Genomic DNA, 16,660 nt, shown 5'->3' with positions numbered 1-16,660 from the left:
ACCCGCCCTTCCCTCGCCGTGAAGCAAGGGAAAAGCGGGTTCCGGAACGGGAAAGCCTAGAGCTTGCCCGTCACGATGTTCAGCATGCGGCGCAGCGGTTCGGCCGCACCCCACAGGAGCTGGTCGCCCACGGTGAAGGCGCTGATGTATTCCGGGCCCATTTCGAGCTTGCGGATACGGCCAACCGGGATGTCCAGCGTGCCGGACGCTGCCACGGGGGTCAGCTCGGCCATGGAGGCTTCCTTGGTGTTGGGCACAACCTTGGCCCACTCGTTGTCCTTGGCCAGGAGGTTCTCGATCTCCGTGACGGACAGGTCCTCGCGGAGCTTGAGGGTCAGGGCCTGCGAGTGCGAACGCATCGCACCAATGCGGACACACAGCCCGTCCATGGCGATGTGCTCCTTGCCTGCGGTGCCCTTGCCGGTACCGAGGATCTTGTTGGTCTCGACGCCGGCCTTCCATTCTTCCTTGGACTGGCCGTTGCCGAGGTCGGCATCAATCCATGGAATCAGGGAGCCGGCCAGCGGGACACCGAACTGGGTGGCGTCAACGCCGGTGCGCTGGGTAGCCAGGACCTTGCGGTCGATCTCAAGGATGGCGGAAGCGGGGTCCTCGAGTTCGCTGCTGACCTCGTTGTTGAGCGTGCCGAACTGGTTCAGGAGCTCGCGCATGTGGCGGGCGCCGCCACCGGAAGCGGCCTGGTACGTCATGGACGTACCCCACTCCACGAGGTTGTTCTTGAACAGCCCGCCGAGGCCCATCAGCATGCAGGAAACCGTGCAGTTGCCGCCGATGAAGTCCTTCACGCCGCCGGAGAGCCCGGCATCGATGACGTCGCGGTTGATCGGATCCAGCACGATGATCGAATCGTCGTTCATGCGGAGGGTGGAGGCGGCGTCGATCCAGAGGCCGTCCCAGCCACGTCTGCGGAGTTCGCCGTGGACCTGCTTGGTGTAGTCGCCGCCCTGTGCGGTGACAATAATCGGCAGCTTGGCAAGCGTCTCAATATCGAACGCATCCTCGAGCTTGCCGGCCCCATCAGCGAACGACGGGGCGGCACCTCCTGCGTTCGAGGTGGAGAAAAATACCGGGTTGATGTTGGCGAAGTCGTTCTCTTCCTGCATGCGGTGCATCAGGACGGAGCCGACCATGCCACGCCAACCGACCAGTCCTACGGACGGATTAGCTGCTGTAGTCATTGAACCAGTCTAAACTTTCGACGCCGCCTGACGCTGTTGGTTACATCACCCGCACAACGTACGACGGCGGACCCAGGGACGGCGCCGGGCGGGCCGGCGGCGGTGCTAGCGTCCGGCGTCGTAATCCTGCAGGCCGTTACCCTCCGCGAGGGCAGCTTTGCGCGCGCGAAGGGCGAAGAACGCACCGAAGGCGAAGACCTGGGTCACCACCACCAGGACGATGATTCCGGCGATCTTGTTGCCGCCCAGGATCATGGTCAGCCCAACGATCGCTGACAGCAGCGCAAGGAGGGGCAACAGCATGTACCCCAGGACGAAGAGGGTTTCAGGTTTCTTGAGTATTGCCTGCATGATCCGGTTCCTAGCTTTCGGTCCGGCGCCACGACGTGAACCGGTATTTGGTGCCGTTTTTCGCCGTGTACCAATCCTCGTGAGGGGCTACGGAGTCGAACGTCCAGTCCTCGCCAAGTTCGGGGGCGAAGGTGTCGCCTTCGAGTTCGGCGTCAATGATGGTGATGACCGCAAGGTTGGCGATGCCCATCGATTGTTCGAAAATTTCCCCGCCGCCGATGATCCAGACCTTCTGGCCACCCGGCGCGAACTGGGACTCAAGCAGGGCTGCGTCCAGGGAGGAAGCCACGACGGCGCCTTCCGCCCCGGGCGTCGAGGCCCAGTCCTGGTTGCGGGTCACCACGATGTTGGTGCGCCCGGGCAGCGGCCGGTACTTGTCCGGGAAGGACTCCCAGGTCTTCCGGCCCATGATCACGGGGTGCCCCGTTGTCAGTTGGCTGAAGTGCTTGAGGTCCTCGGGCAAGTGCCACGGCATACTGCCGTCCTTGCCGATGACGCCGGCTTTGGTCTGTGCCCAGATCATGCCGATCCCGGTCATGGATGCTGCAGTTTCCCGGGTGAAAATGAGGCCGGGAAGTTGCGCGTTGGTCTCTTCGGAGGGAGTGCTCATACGGCGATCGGTGCCTTGATAGTGGGGTGGTGGCGGTAGTCGACAACCTCGAAGTCCTCAAGGGTGTAGTCGAAGATGGAGTCGGGCTTGCGCAGGATCTTCAGCTGCGGGTAGGCGTACGGCTCCCGGCTGAGCTGCTCGGCCACCTGGTCCACGTGGTTGTCATAAACGTGGACGTCGCCGCCGGTCCAGATGAACTCGCCGGGTTCCAGATCTAGCTGCTGGGCCACCATTCGAGTGAGCAGCGCGTACGAAGCAATGTTGAAGGGCACTCCCAGGAAGGTGTCCGCCGAACGCTGGTACAGCTGGCAGGACAACTTGCCGTCAGCAACGTAGAACTGGAAGAACGCGTGGCACGGAGGCAGGGCCATGTCCTTGAGCTCGGAAACGTTCCATGCCGACACGATGTGCCTGCGGGAATCCGGGTTGTTGTGCAGGCTCTTCATGACCTCGGAAATCTGGTCAATGTGCCCGCCGTCGGGTGTAGGCCAACTGCGCCACTGGACGCCGTACACCGGTCCGAGCTCACCGTCGGCGTCTGCCCACTCATCCCAGATGGTGACGCCCTGGTCCTGCATCCACTTCACGTTGGAGTCTCCGCGAAGGAACCACAGGAGCTCCACTGCCACGGACTTGAAGTGCACCCTCTTGGTGGTGATCAGCGGGAAGCTTGTGGCCAGGTCGAAGCGCAACTGGCGCCCGAACACGCTCCGCGTCCCCGTCCCGGTGCGGTCCGATTTGTGCGTGCCATTGGCCATGACATCGCGCAGAAGGTCTTCATAAGGGGTGGGAATGCTCACGGATCAAGCTTACTGGCAAGCCGTCCCCGCAGCAGGTCGACGAGCGTTGAATCGCTCACGCCAGCCTCCCTGGCCACGTGGATCAAGCCGTCGACGGCGGCCATCACCGCCGGTTCTCCACCCGGCTGGCCGGGCGTGGCCCGAGGGGGTCCGACGACGATGGTTCCGTTCCGCCGTCGTGATTCAATCAGGCCTGACCGCTCCAGTTCCTTGTAGGCGCGCGCGACCGTCCCGGCGGCGATCCCAAGGTCCGCGGCCAGGCTGCGGACTGTTGGCAGCCGGCTGCCGGGTTCAAGGGCTCCGACGGTTATCGAGGAGCGGAGTTGCCGGCGGATCTGTTCATAGGGAGGGACCGGATCGTCCAAATCCAGCCTGATGGCGGCCGTCACGACGTGGGCTGGCTTTGTTTGTCGTCGTTGTTCCTGGGGATCCTGCCCAACAGGCTCCGGACGGGCGTAACGGCGGTAACCACGGCAGTGGCAGCCAGGAGTGCGCCGATCAACATACTGGGGCCGGGGGCGATGTTGTCGGACCAGGGAATCAGGGTGCCCCATGCTTCCGGGTTGGTCAGCAGAACAGCTCCGGCTTCCGCGAGGAAGAAGGCCGCCAGTGTGCGGACGATGCGGTACATCGCGATGGCCCGCAGTGCGGAGTCCAGTCCGTGCTCGGCCATGTCCCCGGAGATACGGCGGCGAAACCGGGCGGTGAGGATGGCAGCTGCGCCGACTGCGCTGACCCCAACTGCGATCAATAGATCCATGGGCCACGTCGCTGCACCGTTCACCAAAGCCTGCCCGATGCCTGTCAGGATGACGGCGACAGTCCATAGGGCTGCGGCCACCACTGCGAAGGCGAGCAAGCCGCGGGAAAGAGCCCGTTGCGGCCAATTCCCGGGCGCTTGCGAGTTGCCATAGTTTCGGGCGGTCAGGAGTTCACCGCCGATGATGACCAGCAACACAGAGGTAGCCATGACGGCCACGAGAACCGGCAAGATCAGCGGCCGTCCGCCCGTTGCCGGAATATAACCGGCCCAGATGACCATGCTTATCAGCGGCAAGATACCGGCAATTCCCACCACGGGTCCCAGGGAGACGCTGATCCGGGCTGCGCCGGGTGTTCCCGGGTCGGAGCGGAGCGAGGCTGCACTGGTGGTCTTTCGATCCGCTTGTAGCGAGGAGAGAACGGGGACCTTCCACCACCACATGACCAAAAGAACAATGATGTTGGCGAGCCCCAGCAGGTTGAACCACGACGACTGCCACGTGGTGCCGGGTTGGGGGAGGGACGCGAAGTTCCCGGCGATTGCTGCGAGGCCCGCAGCAATGGTGGCCACGGTCCGGAGCAACCTGTTTGCGGCAATGGACCGGAGGACCCGGTTGTCGTTGGTGTCGAGTGCTTCCAGTTGGCGTCGATGCGCGATCAACATCAGGCACAACCAGGTCCCGATCGCCAGGACCAGCAGGGAGCCACCAAGCCACGCGGAGAGTTCACATCCCGGGATCCTGCCATCCTGGCCCTGCCCCGCATAGCCGTTGTACTCCGGTCCCTGTGGGGGCGCAGAAGTTGGAAGCACAGGGTCGTAGGCGGGCAGTGAGCCAACCCGGATGATGGCCACGGCCGCATAGCCAAAGATCCCTGCCGTCCACCATGCCAGCCTGCGGGGAAGGAAGTCGCGGATCCTGCGGACCGTAAGTTCGGCATACCTGCGGGGCGCCTTGGGTGCGGGGTAGCTCCACTGACCGAGCGCGTGCACGGCCAGGGCGGCAACCACCGGCCACGCGAGGGCGGGGAAGATCTGCTCAGGCGTAACCGGCGCGCCCGGTACGGACGGGTTTGCCTTGAGGATCCCCGTGTTCATGGCGGCCTGCAACGAGCTGGCCATCCAACCGATAATGCCCACCCAGAGGCCGTGCGACTCCACGGATTTCGCATCAGGTGCGGACCACACCTGAACACGGAGAAAGAGGTAAACGAGGACCGCGCCTATCAACGGGCCCAGCAAGACCAGCGGCGGCAGATTAAAGGACAACACAGATGAGACCCCCCAAAGTCTTCTAACTTTGTGTCAAGTATTTGATACAAAGTTGGTGGGGTCAACCCGGTCTAGTCGTCGAACGGCTTGAATTGCTCCACGGAGACCACCTTGCGCTCGCTGCCACGGGCCACATGGCAGACGATGACCTCCCCGGGCGAGAGGTACGGGTCCGCGCCGGGGAGCCTGCTGCGCAGATCATCGCCCATGTGTCGGCCCAATTGCTTGAGTACGGTCGGCAAGGCGGGACGGTGCGTGCACAGGGCCACGGGCACTTGCTTGTCGAACAGGGCCTCCACGGCGGCAGCCGTCTTCTTGGGCGAGCGTTCGTGGTTGTGCTCCGTCAGCGCCTCCACGAGCTTCACCTTGGCTTTGCTCGCTTTGGCATACGGGGCAATCGTTGCCACGCATCGCACCCATGGGCTGGTCACGACGCGCTGCGGCTTCCACCCCTGCAGGAGCCGTTGCACAGCCACTGCTTGCCGTTTCCCGGTGGCTGCCAAGGGGCGGTCGCCTTCGGCCTTGGTCCAGGAAGACCTCGGTTTGGCTTTGGCGTGCCGGACCAGGACCAATGGCCATGTGTCCAGTTCGCCCCTGGTATGGGCCTTCTCCAGATACTCCAAGGGTGCCACGTCAGAGGGGTTGCTCAGGTATTTGGCGGCCCTGTCCGGCGCGCACCACATGACGCTGTCCACCTCTTTGCCGTCGGGCCGGAGCTGCTCACCGTTGACCCGCATGGCCCAGTAGTGCACCACTTTGAGGCCAGCGTTGACGTGGTAATGAATGGGCGGCAAGGGGATTCCAAGCGTTGCCTCGAGCCCGATCTCTTCCCGGACCTCCCGGACCGCACACTCGGGAACCGTCTCGCCGTCGTCGATCTTGCCCTTGGGCCAGGACCAATCGTCGTACCGCGGCCGGTGGATGAGCAGCACCTCCAAGGCGCCTTTCTTGATGCGCCACGGGATCGCGCCAGCCGCGACGACGGCCACGGGTTCTCCCGGGTGGTCGGTCTGGTCGGCCACAGGTGTGTCGCTGTTCAAGTTGTTCCTTACCGCCGTGCTGCTGCCCGCTGGCGGGAGCGGGAGGCCAAGAGCCAGGACTGCATATCCAGGAGGGGCTCGCCCTTCTCATCAAGGTGATGCCGGGTCCAATGACCTTCATTATCCAAGTGCCAACTGGCGGTGGAGTCGTCCATGTAGCGGCGCATCAAGTCAAGGACCGTGTTCACGTCCTCCCGGCTGGCCAACTGGACCAGTGCCTCAACCCGGCGGTCCAGGTTGCGGTGCATCATGTCGGCAGAGCCGATGTACACCACGGGTTCTCCACCGTTGGCGAAGGCGAACACCCGGGAGTGCTCAAGGAACCGTCCCAGGATGGAGCGCACCGTGATGTTTTCGCTGAGGCCGGGCACACCCGGCCGCAGGGAGCAGATGCCGCGCACCACGACGTCCACCTTCACTCCGGCCTGGGATGCGCGGTACAGGGCATCGATGATGGCTTCGTCCACCATCGAGTTGACCTTGATCTGGACACGTGCGGCCACACCGTTGCGCGCATTGCGGATTTCTGTTTCGATCCGGTCAATCAGTCCTGAACGCACTGAGCGCGGCGCAACGAGCAGCCGCTTGAACGTGGACTTGGGGGCGTATCCGGAGAGCTGGTTGAACAGCTTGGAGAGGTCCTCGCCCACTTGTTCGTTTGAGGTCAGCAGGCCGAGGTCCTCGTAGTAGCGCGCCGTCCTGGGATGGTAGTTGCCGGTACCGATGTGGCAGTACCTGCGGAGGCCGTCCACTTCCTGCCGCACCACCAGTGACAGCTTGCAGTGGGTCTTCAGGCCCACGATGCCGTACACCACGTGGACGCCGGCCTGCTCCAGCTTGCGGGCCCAGGAGATGTTGGCCTGTTCGTCGAAGCGGGCCTTGATCTCCACCAGGGCCAGGACCTGCTTGCCCGCTTCGGCGGCGTCGATCAAGGCATCCACGATCGGGGAATCGCCGGAGGTGCGGTACAGCGTCTGCTTGATCGCCTGGACCTTCGGGTCCGCGGCGGCTTGCTCGAGGAAGGCCTGGACCGAGGTGGAGAAGGAGTCGTACGGGTGGTGGAGCAGGATGTCCCGCCGCCTCATGGCAGCAAAGACGTTGGCCGCCTTGGACGTCTCCGATTCGTTGAGGTACCGCGAGGTGTGCGGCACGTGCTTGGGGTAGTGCAGATCCGGGCGGTCAATGCCAGCGATGACGGAAAGCCCGCGAAGGTCCAGCGGAGCGGGTACCGAGTAGACCTCGGACTCGTCCACGCCAAGCTCGCGGACCAGCAAGGCCCTGACGTTCGGGTTGATATCGGTGGTGACTTCCAACCGGACGGGCGGACCGAACCGGCGGCGCAGGAGTTCCTTCTCCAGCGCCTGCAGGAGGTTCTCGGCGTCGTCCTCTTCCACCTCGACGTCCTCGTTGCGGGTGACGCGGAAGGTGTGGTGCTCCAAAACTTCCATGCCCGGGAAGAGCGTGTCCAAGTGGACGGCGATCAGTTCTTCGAGGGCGATGAACCGGGCCACCCTGCCCGGGATGGCGCCGGCGCGGGGACCATCCACGGAGATCAGCCGCGGCAGCTGGTCCGGAACCTTCACGCGGGCGAACAGCTCTTTGTCGCTGATCGGGTTGCTGACGATCACCGCCAGGTTCAGGGACAGGCCGGAGATGTAGGGGAACGGGTGCGCCGGGTCCACTGCGAGCGGCGTGAGGATGGGGAAGACCTTCTCCTGGAACAGGGCGCTGAGGCGGTGGCGCGCCTCCTCGTCGAGTTCGTTCCAGTGCATGACGTGGATGTGCTCGAAGGCCAAAGCCGGACGGATCTGCTCGGCAAATACCCGGGCATGCCGTTCCTGCAGTTTGTGGGCTTCCTCGCCGATCTGTTCCAGTACCTCAATCGGGCTCAACCCGGCAGGGGAGGGGACGGCCAGGCCGGTGGCGATACGGCGCTTGAGGCCGGCCACCCGGACCATGAAGAACTCGTCAAGGTTGGAAGCAAAAATGGAGAGGAAGTTGACGCGCTCCAGGAGGTAAAGATCGGGATCCTCAGCCAACTCCAGAACGCGGGAGTTGAAAGCCAGCCAGCTGAGCTCGCGGTCCAGGAACCGGTCCGGCGAAATATCACCCTCCGGTTCCAGGTTGGGCGCAAACTCGGGGATGTCTATCCGGTCCTGCGTGGCCCGGGACGCGGGCACCTCGGATGAGCCGAAGCGCGCGGGCAGCGTTGCGCCCTTGGAGGTAGGTCCGGCGGTACCGACGGGGTCCGGCTGCATGGGTTTCTCCTAAGCTCAGGACTGGGTTTCCTCCCACATTACAAGCAATTGGGCGACCCGATTCCAAGATGTCCATGCCCGGTCCCGTGTCCGGACCGCACAGGCTAATTACCGGGCAAAGGCCCGTACATGACGTCGGTGTCCCACCGGACGAAGCCAAGTTTCCGGTAGAGGGCCACAGCGGCCTCATTGTCAGCGTCGACGTACAGCATGACAGCGTGGAGGCCCTTCTCCTGCAGGTGCCGGATGCCGGCTACAGTCAGGGCCTTGCCCAAGCCCGAACCCTGCGCGTCCGGCGTCACCCCCACCACGTACACTTCGCCGATGGCCGGATGGGGACCTTGCTTCGGGTGCACCTTGGTCCAGTGGTAACCCAGCAACGTGCCGTCGGCGTCGACCGCCAGGAGGAAGCCTTCGGGATCGAACCAGGCCTCTTCCTCCCTGGCCTTCAGATCGGCCAGGGTCATGGAGCCCTGCTCCGGGTGGTGGGCGAAGGCGGCCCGGTTGGCGGCCAGCCAGGCTTGCTCGTCCTGGCCCGGCACAAAGGCGCGCAGGGTGACGCCGGGCGGCAGGGCGGCGTCGGGCAGCGAAGACGAAGATGACATCAAGCGCATCTTCCGCAGTTCGCGGACCGGACCGTAGCCAAACCGGGAGGCAAGTTCGGCAGCGGCCTCATGGTTGCCATGCGACCAAGCCGTCAACCCGTCGAATCCACGCTTCTCCTGCAAGGCAGCCAACAACCGTCCCGCGACGCCGCGGTTGCGGTAGCTAGGGTGGACGGCCAGTTCCAGCACTCCGGTACCGTCCGGCGATTCAATGACGACGGCGATCCCGGCCAGGTCTTCGGCGGTGGCAGGGTCCGAGTCCTCGTCGGGGGCGTAGAGCGCCAGGGACAGCACCCGGTGTACACCGCCGTCGGAGCCGCGCAGTGTCACCAGCGTCTGTTCGGAGAGCGGCGGATTTCCATCCGACTCGGCAGCAGCAGCACCCAAGGTGCTGAAATCCTTAAACAGCTCGGCATCCAAAGCGCCGTCAACGAACAGTACAGGCCAGTTCTCAGGGTGCGCGTGACTCATGATGCAAGGCTATACGCCAAGGCGGGACCGTGCGATTTGAAGTGTCCGCCAATCGGGGGTAGCTTAGGTAACTCGTTCGGCTTTGAAAGCCGGATACGAGGGGGACCCACCAGTGGGGTGGCTTCGATACGTTCGACCCGTATGTCCTCCACAACAGCACACAGAGAGGGCCGGGAATCAGCTGATTCCCGGCCCTCTCTGCTATGCATTTATGTTTCCTGGAGCCCTACGCTTCCGACAGCTCGTCATCCGGAAGCCGCACCAGGGTCAACCGGTAGCCCACGTTGCGGACCGTGCTGATGAGGTTCTCGTGGTCCACTCCCAATTTCGCCCGGAGACGACGGATGTGGACGTCCACGGTCCGCGTTCCGCCGTAGTAGTCGTAACCCCAGACCTCGGTCAGCAGCTGCTGGCGGGTAAAAACGCGTCCCGGGTGCTGCGCCAGGTACTTGAGGAGTTCGAATTCCTTGAAGGTCAGGTTCAGTGGCTGGCCGCCTACGCGGGCCGTGTAACTCGCTTCATCAATGACGACGCCGGCTGCGCGGATCTCCGTTTGGGTTTCCTCTTCGCCCGGTACAGCGCGCGCCATGGCCAAGCGGATACGGGCCTCCACCTCGGCCGGGCCGGCAGAATCCAGGACGATGTCATCCACCGACCATGCCGAGGACACGGCAGCCATGCCGCCCTCCGTGAGGATCAGCATCAGGGGAGCGCTCAGTCCGGTTGCCTTCAGCAACTGGGTCAGGGAACGTGCGCCCACAAGGTCCTTGCGGGCGTCGAGGAACACGATGTCCGTGGGGTCCGTCTCCAACAAGGCTGTAGGTTCTGCCGGGAGGATGTGCACGCGGTGGTTCAGCAACTCCAAGGCAGGCAGGATGTCCACCGAAGATCCGGTGCTGTTCGTCAGGAGCAGGATGTGCGACATAGTTCCTCCAATGGGCTGTGCGCGCATCATCGGGCGTCGAAACCGGAGTTTCACCGGCCGGTCACGGCGGCAAGACCGCCCCTGGCCGTTGTAACGGGGTCAGGGCAAATCAGTGCGCCGTTGAAGTCTGAGTATACCCACCGGCGCCTTTCCAGTCAGGGATTCGTGACGGCCGGAAGCGGGAATTACGACATATAGGGCCGCCATAAGGCAGGATTGTCGAGAGGTCGTAAGACGCATCGAATTGAGGTCGGGCACACAGTGAAGTCTTGGAGCATCGGGGTATTCGGACTCGTGGCGCTCGCAGCCATCGTGGCCAGCACCTTCGTATCCCGGGAAGCCATGGTGGGCGTCGGCGTCGTCGCATCGGCCGTTGTGGGGTTCGGCTGGCCGCATTTCCTGGCCGTGCCCGCCAAGAAAACGCTGGCGGCGGTCATCGGCCTGGCCGGTGCAGGCTCGGCCGTCACCGCGGCCTACCTTCCCGCCCCGGGTTTCCTTGACGGCACACCGGCTTTCATCGCGTTGGGCGTCATGGCGGTTTTCATCATCCAGCTCGTCAGGGGGACAGGGCAGGCCCAACGCCTTGAGTCCACCCTGGGCTGCAGCGCGGGTGTTTTGCTCAACTGCCTTGGTGCGGGGTGGATCGCCGGAGCAAGGTTCAACGGCGTCAAAGAGATGGTCCTCGTGGCCGGGCTCTCCGCCGCCGTGGCGTTGCTGGTGGGGATCATCAGGTGGCCGGACCGCATCGTCGCACCCCTGGGCATCGTCATGGCCGGACTCATGGCGCCCCTGGCCGGCCTGGTTTTCTCGGATATCGCGGTTCTTCCTGCTGCTTTGGTGGGCGTGGCGACGGGCTCGGTGCTGGTCTGCTTCCGGCGAATGGTCACGTTGCGGCGCGGACGCCTGACTCTGCCGGCGGCGCTGGGCATGGGCGTTGCGCCCGTGTGGGCGATCGGAACCCTGGCGTACTTCATAGACAAACTACTCATCTACTAACGGTTAGGATGGCATCATGTCTGTTCTCGCATTTGAAATCTTCTTCCTTGTCCTCCTCGGCATTGCCAGCATCGCCATGGCCTGGTTCGCTGGTTTCGTCGTTTACCGTCTTTTCAAGGGCCAGAAGTAGCCTGTCCCTCCCCGCAGTCCAACTGAGGTAGTCGTTGTGCCTATTGAGATCCCGACCGACCTGACCCCTGAACTTGTTCCCCTTTCCTGGCTCATTGGCGAGTGGGAAGGACGCGGCCGCCTTGGCACCGGGGACGAGGACTCGGAGCATTTCGTCCAGCACGTATCCTTCACCCACAACGGGCTGCCCTACCTGCAGTACCGGGCTGAGAGCTGGATCAGCGATGACGCCGGCGCAAAGTTGCGCCCGCTGACCGTGGAGACCGGCTTCTGGGCTTTGGAGCGCAAACTCCAGGAAGGCGACGGCGGTCCCGGGCTGATTCCCGCGGACATCGTGCCCGTGCTCAAGACCGCTGACGATGTTGAAGAACGCCGCAACAAGGACGGCGGGTTCGATCTCGCCGTCTCCATTTCGCACCCAGGTGGAATTACCGAGTTGTACTACGGCCAAATCAAAGGGCCGCAGATCCAGCTCACCACGGACATGGTGATGCGCGGCGGCCACTCCAAGGAATACACGGCGGCAACCCGCATCTTCGGCCTCGTTGACGGCAACCTCCTCTGGCGCTGGGATGTAGCTGCCAACGGAAAAGCCCTTGAAGCCCACGCCTCGGCATTCCTCCATAAGGTGTCCTGACCCCGGCGCGAGCCTTCACTGAACGTTCCATCAGCACAAGCAAAAGGAGCAGTTAGTGAACAGCAGCCTCAAGCCCGGTGGCTATGAGGGCCTCAAAGCCGTGTTCTTCAACGGAACCTTGAAGCCCTCACCGCAGGTCAGCAATACCGACGGCCTGATCCGGATCAGCCGGGACATCATGGAGAAGCAGGGCGTTGCCACGCAGCTCATCCGCATCGTGGACCACGACATCGCCAGCGGTGTCCACCCGGACATGCGCGAACACGGTTGGGAGCACGACGAATGGCCGGAGATCTATCCGGCGGTCGCCGAGGCAGACATCGTCGTGGTGGCGGGCCCCATCTGGCTTGGCGACAACTCGTCCCAGACCAAGAAGCTGATCGAGCGGCTCTACGCACACTCGGGCCAGCTCAACGGCAAGGGACAGTGGGCGTTCTACCCCAAGGTGGGCGGCTGCCTCATTACCGGCAACGAGGACGGCATCAAGCATTGCTCCATGAACGTCCTGTACAGCCTCCAACACATCGGCTTTACCATCCCGCCGCAAGCTGACGCGGGCTGGATCGGACCGGTGGGGCCGGGGCCCAGCTATCTGGATGAAGGGTCCGGCGGGCCGGAGAGTGATTTCACCAACAGGAACACCACCTTCATGACGTGGAACCTGCTCCACATGGCCAAACTGTTGAGGGACGCCGGAGGTATTCCTGCCTATGGCAATCTTCCGGAAGAGTGGAAGGCCGGCACCCGCTTTGACTTCGAGAACCCCGAATATCGATGACCGGCATACCCTGTGCCAACGTCCGTGGGGAATACCCCCGAACCTGAAGGACTTCTACTTCATATGACATACAAGAGCCCTCTGCTGTCGCGCCCTGGAGCCGTCGAGGATACCGGACTGGATGCCGGCGTCGCGGCCCATTATGGCGAGCCGTTGCGCGAGCAGCGCGCCCTGGCAAACGGTACCGCCGTCGTCGATCTTTCCCACCGCGGTGTGGTGACCGTGACCGGACCCGATCGGCTGAGCTGGCTCAACACTTTGTCTTCGCAACAGTTGACCAATTTGCAACCGCAGGTTGCCAGTGAACTCCTCCTGCTGAGCGTCCAAGGGCGCATCGAATTCGATGCGCGGGTTATCGACGACGGCGGCACCACCTGGCTGATCGTCGAAACGGCCGAGGCCGCCCCGTTGGCGGAGTGGCTGAACAAGATGAAGTTCATGCTTCGCGTGGAAATCGCCGATGTTTCGGAGCAATGGGCGGTGATCGGCTCCACCAAGCCGGTGGAGCGGCTGTCCGGGCGGTTGGTATGGGAGGACCCCTGGCCGCACGTGGGCCCGGGCGGCTACTCGTACAGCCTGGTCCCGGAGGAGTCGCATCCCGGCCTGGAACGTCCGTGGTTCGAATATCTTGTCCCGGCCGCCGAACTCGAGTCCGCCGTGGAGGGCCTGCCTTTGGCTGGCGCCATGGCTGCAAATGCGCTGCGCATCGCGGCGTGGCGTCCACGCCTCGGGGCGGAGACGGATGACAAGACGATTCCCCACGAACTGGACCTGATCCGTACTTCGGTCCACTTGAACAAGGGCTGCTACAAGGGCCAGGAAACCATTGCGCGGGTCCACAACCTTGGCCACCCGCCGCGGCGCCTCGTCTTCCTTCAGTTGGACGGTTCGCAGCACACCCTTCCTGCCGTCGGCAGTGTTGTATTTGCCGGTGACCGCAAGGTGGGTACGCTGACATCGGTGGCGCAGCACTTCGAAATGGGCCCCGTAGCGCTGGCAGTGATCAAGCGCTCGGTTTCGGCAAGCGAACCGTTGACGGTGATGGATGGCGACGAGCCGTACGTCGCGGCCCAGGAAGTGATCGTCGCCCCCGACGCCGGACAGGTAGTCGGGCGCCAGACCGGATTCCTGAAGGGACCCCACAGATGACCCAGCCCACCGGCCACGACGCCGCAGCCCAGCCCTCCAGCGAGGCCGACGATGAAGCAGTGGCACTGGCACACACGCTTTTCGACGCAGCCCGGGAAGGAAATTCCGCGTTGCTGCGCGGCTATCTCGATGCTGGTGCTCCTGCAACCCTGACCAATGCCGCCGGAGACTCCTTGCTGATGCTTGCGGCCTATCACGGGCACGAGGAGACGGTTCAACTCCTGGTTCACCACGGCGCAGACGTCAATTCGGCCAACGACCGTGGCCAGACCCCGCTCGCCGGAGCTGTCTTCAAGGGCTATACCGGCGTTGCCCGGGCCCTGCTTGACGCTGGAGCGGACCCGGACTCCGGAACGCCGAGTGCCCGGGGCGCGGCCAAGATGTTTGCCCGGACGGAGATTCTGGAGCTTCTGGGCTAGGGCCTGATCGACCGATAACCCTGTTGCCCCAAGCAACAGGGTTTTTTGGTAGCGCAATACTCCACGTGGAATAATTGCCATGGAGTATTGGCACAGGCGTATTCAAAGGAGGGCGTCACGATGGTCCAGTCCGGGAAACTGACAGCGCTGGGCGTCGCGTCCCTGGCGTTGCTCGCCGAGGGGCCCATGCACCCCTATGAGATGTACCAGGTGTTGATGGCCCGCCATGAGGACCGGCTGGTGAAGGTGCGCCCCGGCACGCTCTATCACGCTGTCCGGCGCTTGGAGGAGGCCGGTTTGGTGGAGGCCGTCGGGACCGACCGCGAGGGGAACCGCCCTGAGCGGACTACTTACAGGATCTCGGCGGCCGGGCACGAGGCGCTCGATGTGCGCCTCCGGGAGATGCTGGCGAAACCCGTCAACGAATACCCGGTCTTTCCGCACGCCATTGCCGAGGCGCACCACCTCCCCGCCGAGGCCGTCATCGAACTTCTTGGCCAGCGGGTGGACGCGCTCCAGGCCGGCCTGGATTTCCTCCTGCATGCTGAGCGGGTTGTCACAGCCAAAGGCCTCGATCGCAAGTACTGGATCGATGTCATGTATCAACAACAAATGCTTCGAACGGAGATCTCGTGGATCCACGGGCTCCTACGGGAGTTGCGCAGTGGTGAGCTGCCTTGGGACGACCCCCAAGCAACCCCGTCCGAACTTTCCAACAAACCAAAGGAATCCCTTGGAAAACGTAGCTAAGCCGTGGCCGGCCCTGTGGTCACTCGTGGTGGGATTCTTCATGATCCTGATCGACACCACCATCGTGTCGGTCGCCAACCCCCGGATCATGGAGGGTCTCAATACTGACATCAATGCGGTCATCTGGGTAACCAGCGCCTACCTCCTGGCCTATGCAGTGCCGTTGCTGATCACCGGCAGGATGGGTGACCGCTTCGGTCCAAAGAACCTGTACCTGATAGGTCTGGTTGTCTTCACCCTGGCATCGCTGTGGTGCGGATTCTCGCAGGACATCGGCATGCTCATCGCCGCCCGCGCCGTCCAGGGACTGGGCGCTGCCATGATGACGCCGCAGACCATGGCCGTCATCACCCGGATCTTCCCGCCTGACCGCCGCGGCGCGGCCATGGGACTGTGGGGAGCCACCGCGGGCATGGCCGTGTTGGTGGGACCGATCCTCGGCGGCGTCCTGGTGGACGGCCTCGGCTGGGAGTGGATCTTCTTTGTCAACGTGCCCATCGGCGTCGTTGCCTTCATCCTGGTCACCCGCTTCGTCCCGACGCTGACCACCCACACCCACAAGTTCGATATCCCGGGCGTGGTGTTGTCCGCGGCCGGCATGTTCCTGCTCGTCTTTGGCATCCAGGAAGGCCAAACCTACGATTGGGGCACCATCAACGGCGTCGTCAGTGTCTGGGGCCTGATCATTGCCGGTGTGGTGGTGCTGGCGCTGTTCGTCGTCTGGCAACAGATACTTGAACGTCGCGGCGGTGAACCGTTGCTGCCCCTGGGCCTGTTCCGCGACCGGAACTTCTCCCTTGGAAACAGCACCATCATGGCCGTCGGCTTCACGGTTACCGCGTTTCCCCTGCCCACCATCTTCTACTACCAGGTGGTCCGTGGGCTGACGCCAACGCAGTCGGCCCTCCTGATGATCCCGATGGCTGTTATTTCGGGTGGGCTCGCGCCGTTCGTGGGAAAGCTGATCGACCGTGCCAATCCCCGCTGGTTCGCCGTGTTCGGCTTGGTCTGCCTGTCCGCCGCACTTTTCTGGACCGCTGCCTTGCTGACACCGGACACTCCGATCTGGGTCTTCCTGCTTCCCAGCGCCTTGCAGGGTGTAGCGAACGCCTTCATGTGGGGGCCGATCTCCAATGCCACCACCCGTAACCTTCCGCCGCGCCAGGCGGGAGCGGGTTCCGGCGTCTTCAATACCACCCGCCAGATCGGTGCGGTCCTGGGGTCGGCCGCCGTCGCGGCGCTGATCCAGGCGCGCCTTGCTGCAGAGCTGCCGTCCAGCGGGGCGGGGGCACCGGTCAATGAGGCATCCATGTCCGGGGCACTTCCGGAGGCCCTGCATGCAGGATTCTCGACGGCGATGAGCCAGTCGACGCTGTTGCCGGCAATCGCCGTCCTGGTGGGAGCAGTGTTGGCTGCCTTCTATGCCAAGCCGAAATCGGTGGACGGCTGGGGCGGGGGAGCACCGGTCCCTGAGGGGCAGGCTGCGGAGCGGTCCAGCAAGTAAACGGGCA

Annotated in this window: 17 protein-coding genes; 7 read left to right on the top strand and 10 right to left on the bottom strand. The window is 63.7% G+C overall.

The window, feature by feature from the left end; genetic code table 11:
• Window positions 1–56: 56 nt before the first annotated feature.
• From asd to AUR_RS04895, 10 genes are all read right to left on the bottom strand, one after another.
• Window positions 57–1,199 carry an aspartate-semialdehyde dehydrogenase gene (gene asd, locus AUR_RS04940; RefSeq protein WP_062097524.1) on the bottom strand — a complete coding sequence of 381 codons (1,143 nt, stop codon included), beginning with the start codon at window positions 1,197–1,199 and terminating at the stop codon, window positions 57–59.
• 105 nt (window positions 1,200–1,304) lie between these two features.
• Window positions 1,305–1,541 carry an NF038396 family protein gene (locus AUR_RS04935; RefSeq protein WP_031216541.1) on the bottom strand — a complete coding sequence of 79 codons (237 nt, stop codon included), beginning with the start codon at window positions 1,539–1,541 and terminating at the stop codon, window positions 1,305–1,307.
• A gap of 19 nt (window positions 1,542–1,560) precedes the next feature.
• Window positions 1,561–2,160, bottom strand: coding sequence for a dihydrofolate reductase (locus AUR_RS04930; protein ID WP_062097523.1), 600 nt, complete (start codon window positions 2,158–2,160; stop codon window positions 1,561–1,563).
• Entirely contained in the window at window positions 2,157–2,960 is an 804-nt protein-coding gene (locus tag AUR_RS04925) for a thymidylate synthase (protein ID WP_062097521.1), read from the bottom strand. Before AUR_RS04925 ends, AUR_RS04930 begins: the two co-directional genes overlap by 4 nt.
• Window positions 2,957–3,349: a GntR family transcriptional regulator gene (locus tag AUR_RS04920; RefSeq protein ID WP_062097519.1), complete on the bottom strand. Its 393-nt coding sequence runs from the start codon at window positions 3,347–3,349 to the stop codon at window positions 2,957–2,959. The genes AUR_RS04925 and AUR_RS04920 overlap by 4 nt, the downstream gene beginning before the upstream one ends.
• On the bottom strand, window positions 3,346–4,992 hold the full coding sequence (locus AUR_RS04915; RefSeq protein ID WP_062097517.1) for a hypothetical protein: 1,647 nt from the start codon (window positions 4,990–4,992) through the stop codon (window positions 3,346–3,348). Before AUR_RS04915 ends, AUR_RS04920 begins: the two co-directional genes overlap by 4 nt.
• Before the next feature lie 71 nt (window positions 4,993–5,063).
• Window positions 5,064–6,032, bottom strand: a complete 969-nt coding sequence (locus tag AUR_RS04910; protein ID WP_021472374.1) for an NUDIX hydrolase — start codon at window positions 6,030–6,032, stop codon at window positions 5,064–5,066.
• 8 nt (window positions 6,033–6,040) lie between these two features.
• Entirely contained in the window at window positions 6,041–8,290 is a 2,250-nt protein-coding gene (locus AUR_RS04905) for an RNA degradosome polyphosphate kinase (RefSeq protein WP_021472375.1), read from the bottom strand.
• Between the two features lie 104 nt (window positions 8,291–8,394).
• Window positions 8,395–9,366 (bottom strand): mycothiol synthase, encoded by a 972-nt coding sequence (mshD, locus tag AUR_RS04900; protein ID WP_062097515.1) that lies wholly within the window; start codon window positions 9,364–9,366, stop codon window positions 8,395–8,397.
• A gap of 226 nt (window positions 9,367–9,592) precedes the next feature.
• On the bottom strand, window positions 9,593–10,291 hold the full coding sequence (locus AUR_RS04895) for a winged helix-turn-helix transcriptional regulator (protein ID WP_021472377.1): 699 nt from the start codon (window positions 10,289–10,291) through the stop codon (window positions 9,593–9,595).
• A gap of 261 nt (window positions 10,292–10,552) precedes the next feature.
• Between AUR_RS04895 and AUR_RS04890 the strand changes: the two genes are divergently transcribed.
• The 7 genes from AUR_RS04890 to AUR_RS04860 all read left to right on the top strand — a co-directional run bounded on the left by AUR_RS04890 (window position 10,553) and on the right by AUR_RS04860 (window position 16,653).
• Window positions 10,553–11,287, top strand: coding sequence for a hypothetical protein (locus tag AUR_RS04890; protein WP_062097513.1), 735 nt, complete (start codon window positions 10,553–10,555; stop codon window positions 11,285–11,287).
• A 166-nt stretch (window positions 11,288–11,453) separates the two neighbouring features.
• Entirely contained in the window at window positions 11,454–12,053 is a 600-nt protein-coding gene (locus AUR_RS04885; RefSeq protein WP_021472380.1) for a nitrobindin family protein, read from the top strand.
• 55 nt (window positions 12,054–12,108) lie between these two features.
• Window positions 12,109–12,831 (top strand): flavodoxin family protein, encoded by a 723-nt coding sequence (locus tag AUR_RS04880; RefSeq protein WP_062097512.1) that lies wholly within the window; start codon window positions 12,109–12,111, stop codon window positions 12,829–12,831.
• A gap of 63 nt (window positions 12,832–12,894) precedes the next feature.
• The gene (gene ygfZ, locus AUR_RS04875) at window positions 12,895–13,980 is read left to right on the top strand and encodes a CAF17-like 4Fe-4S cluster assembly/insertion protein YgfZ (protein ID WP_021472382.1); all 1,086 of its coding nucleotides are present in this window, start codon (window positions 12,895–12,897) and stop codon (window positions 13,978–13,980) included.
• Window positions 13,977–14,399, top strand: coding sequence for an ankyrin repeat domain-containing protein (locus AUR_RS04870; protein ID WP_062097510.1), 423 nt, complete (start codon window positions 13,977–13,979; stop codon window positions 14,397–14,399). The genes ygfZ and AUR_RS04870 overlap by 4 nt, the downstream gene beginning before the upstream one ends.
• A 120-nt stretch (window positions 14,400–14,519) precedes the next feature.
• Entirely contained in the window at window positions 14,520–15,149 is a 630-nt protein-coding gene (locus AUR_RS04865; protein WP_021472384.1) for a PadR family transcriptional regulator, read from the top strand.
• Entirely contained in the window at window positions 15,133–16,653 is a 1,521-nt protein-coding gene (locus AUR_RS04860) for a DHA2 family efflux MFS transporter permease subunit (RefSeq protein ID WP_021472385.1), read from the top strand. Before AUR_RS04865 ends, AUR_RS04860 begins: the two co-directional genes overlap by 17 nt.
• The last annotated feature ends 7 nt before the right edge of the window (window positions 16,654–16,660 follow it).

Origin of the sequence: Paenarthrobacter ureafaciens, assembly GCF_004028095.1 — a bacterium.
GTDB lineage: Bacteria > Actinomycetota > Actinomycetes > Actinomycetales > Micrococcaceae > Arthrobacter > Arthrobacter ureafaciens.
The sequence above is the reverse complement of the archived record's forward strand: the minus strand, read 5'-3'. Positions and strand labels throughout refer to the sequence as shown.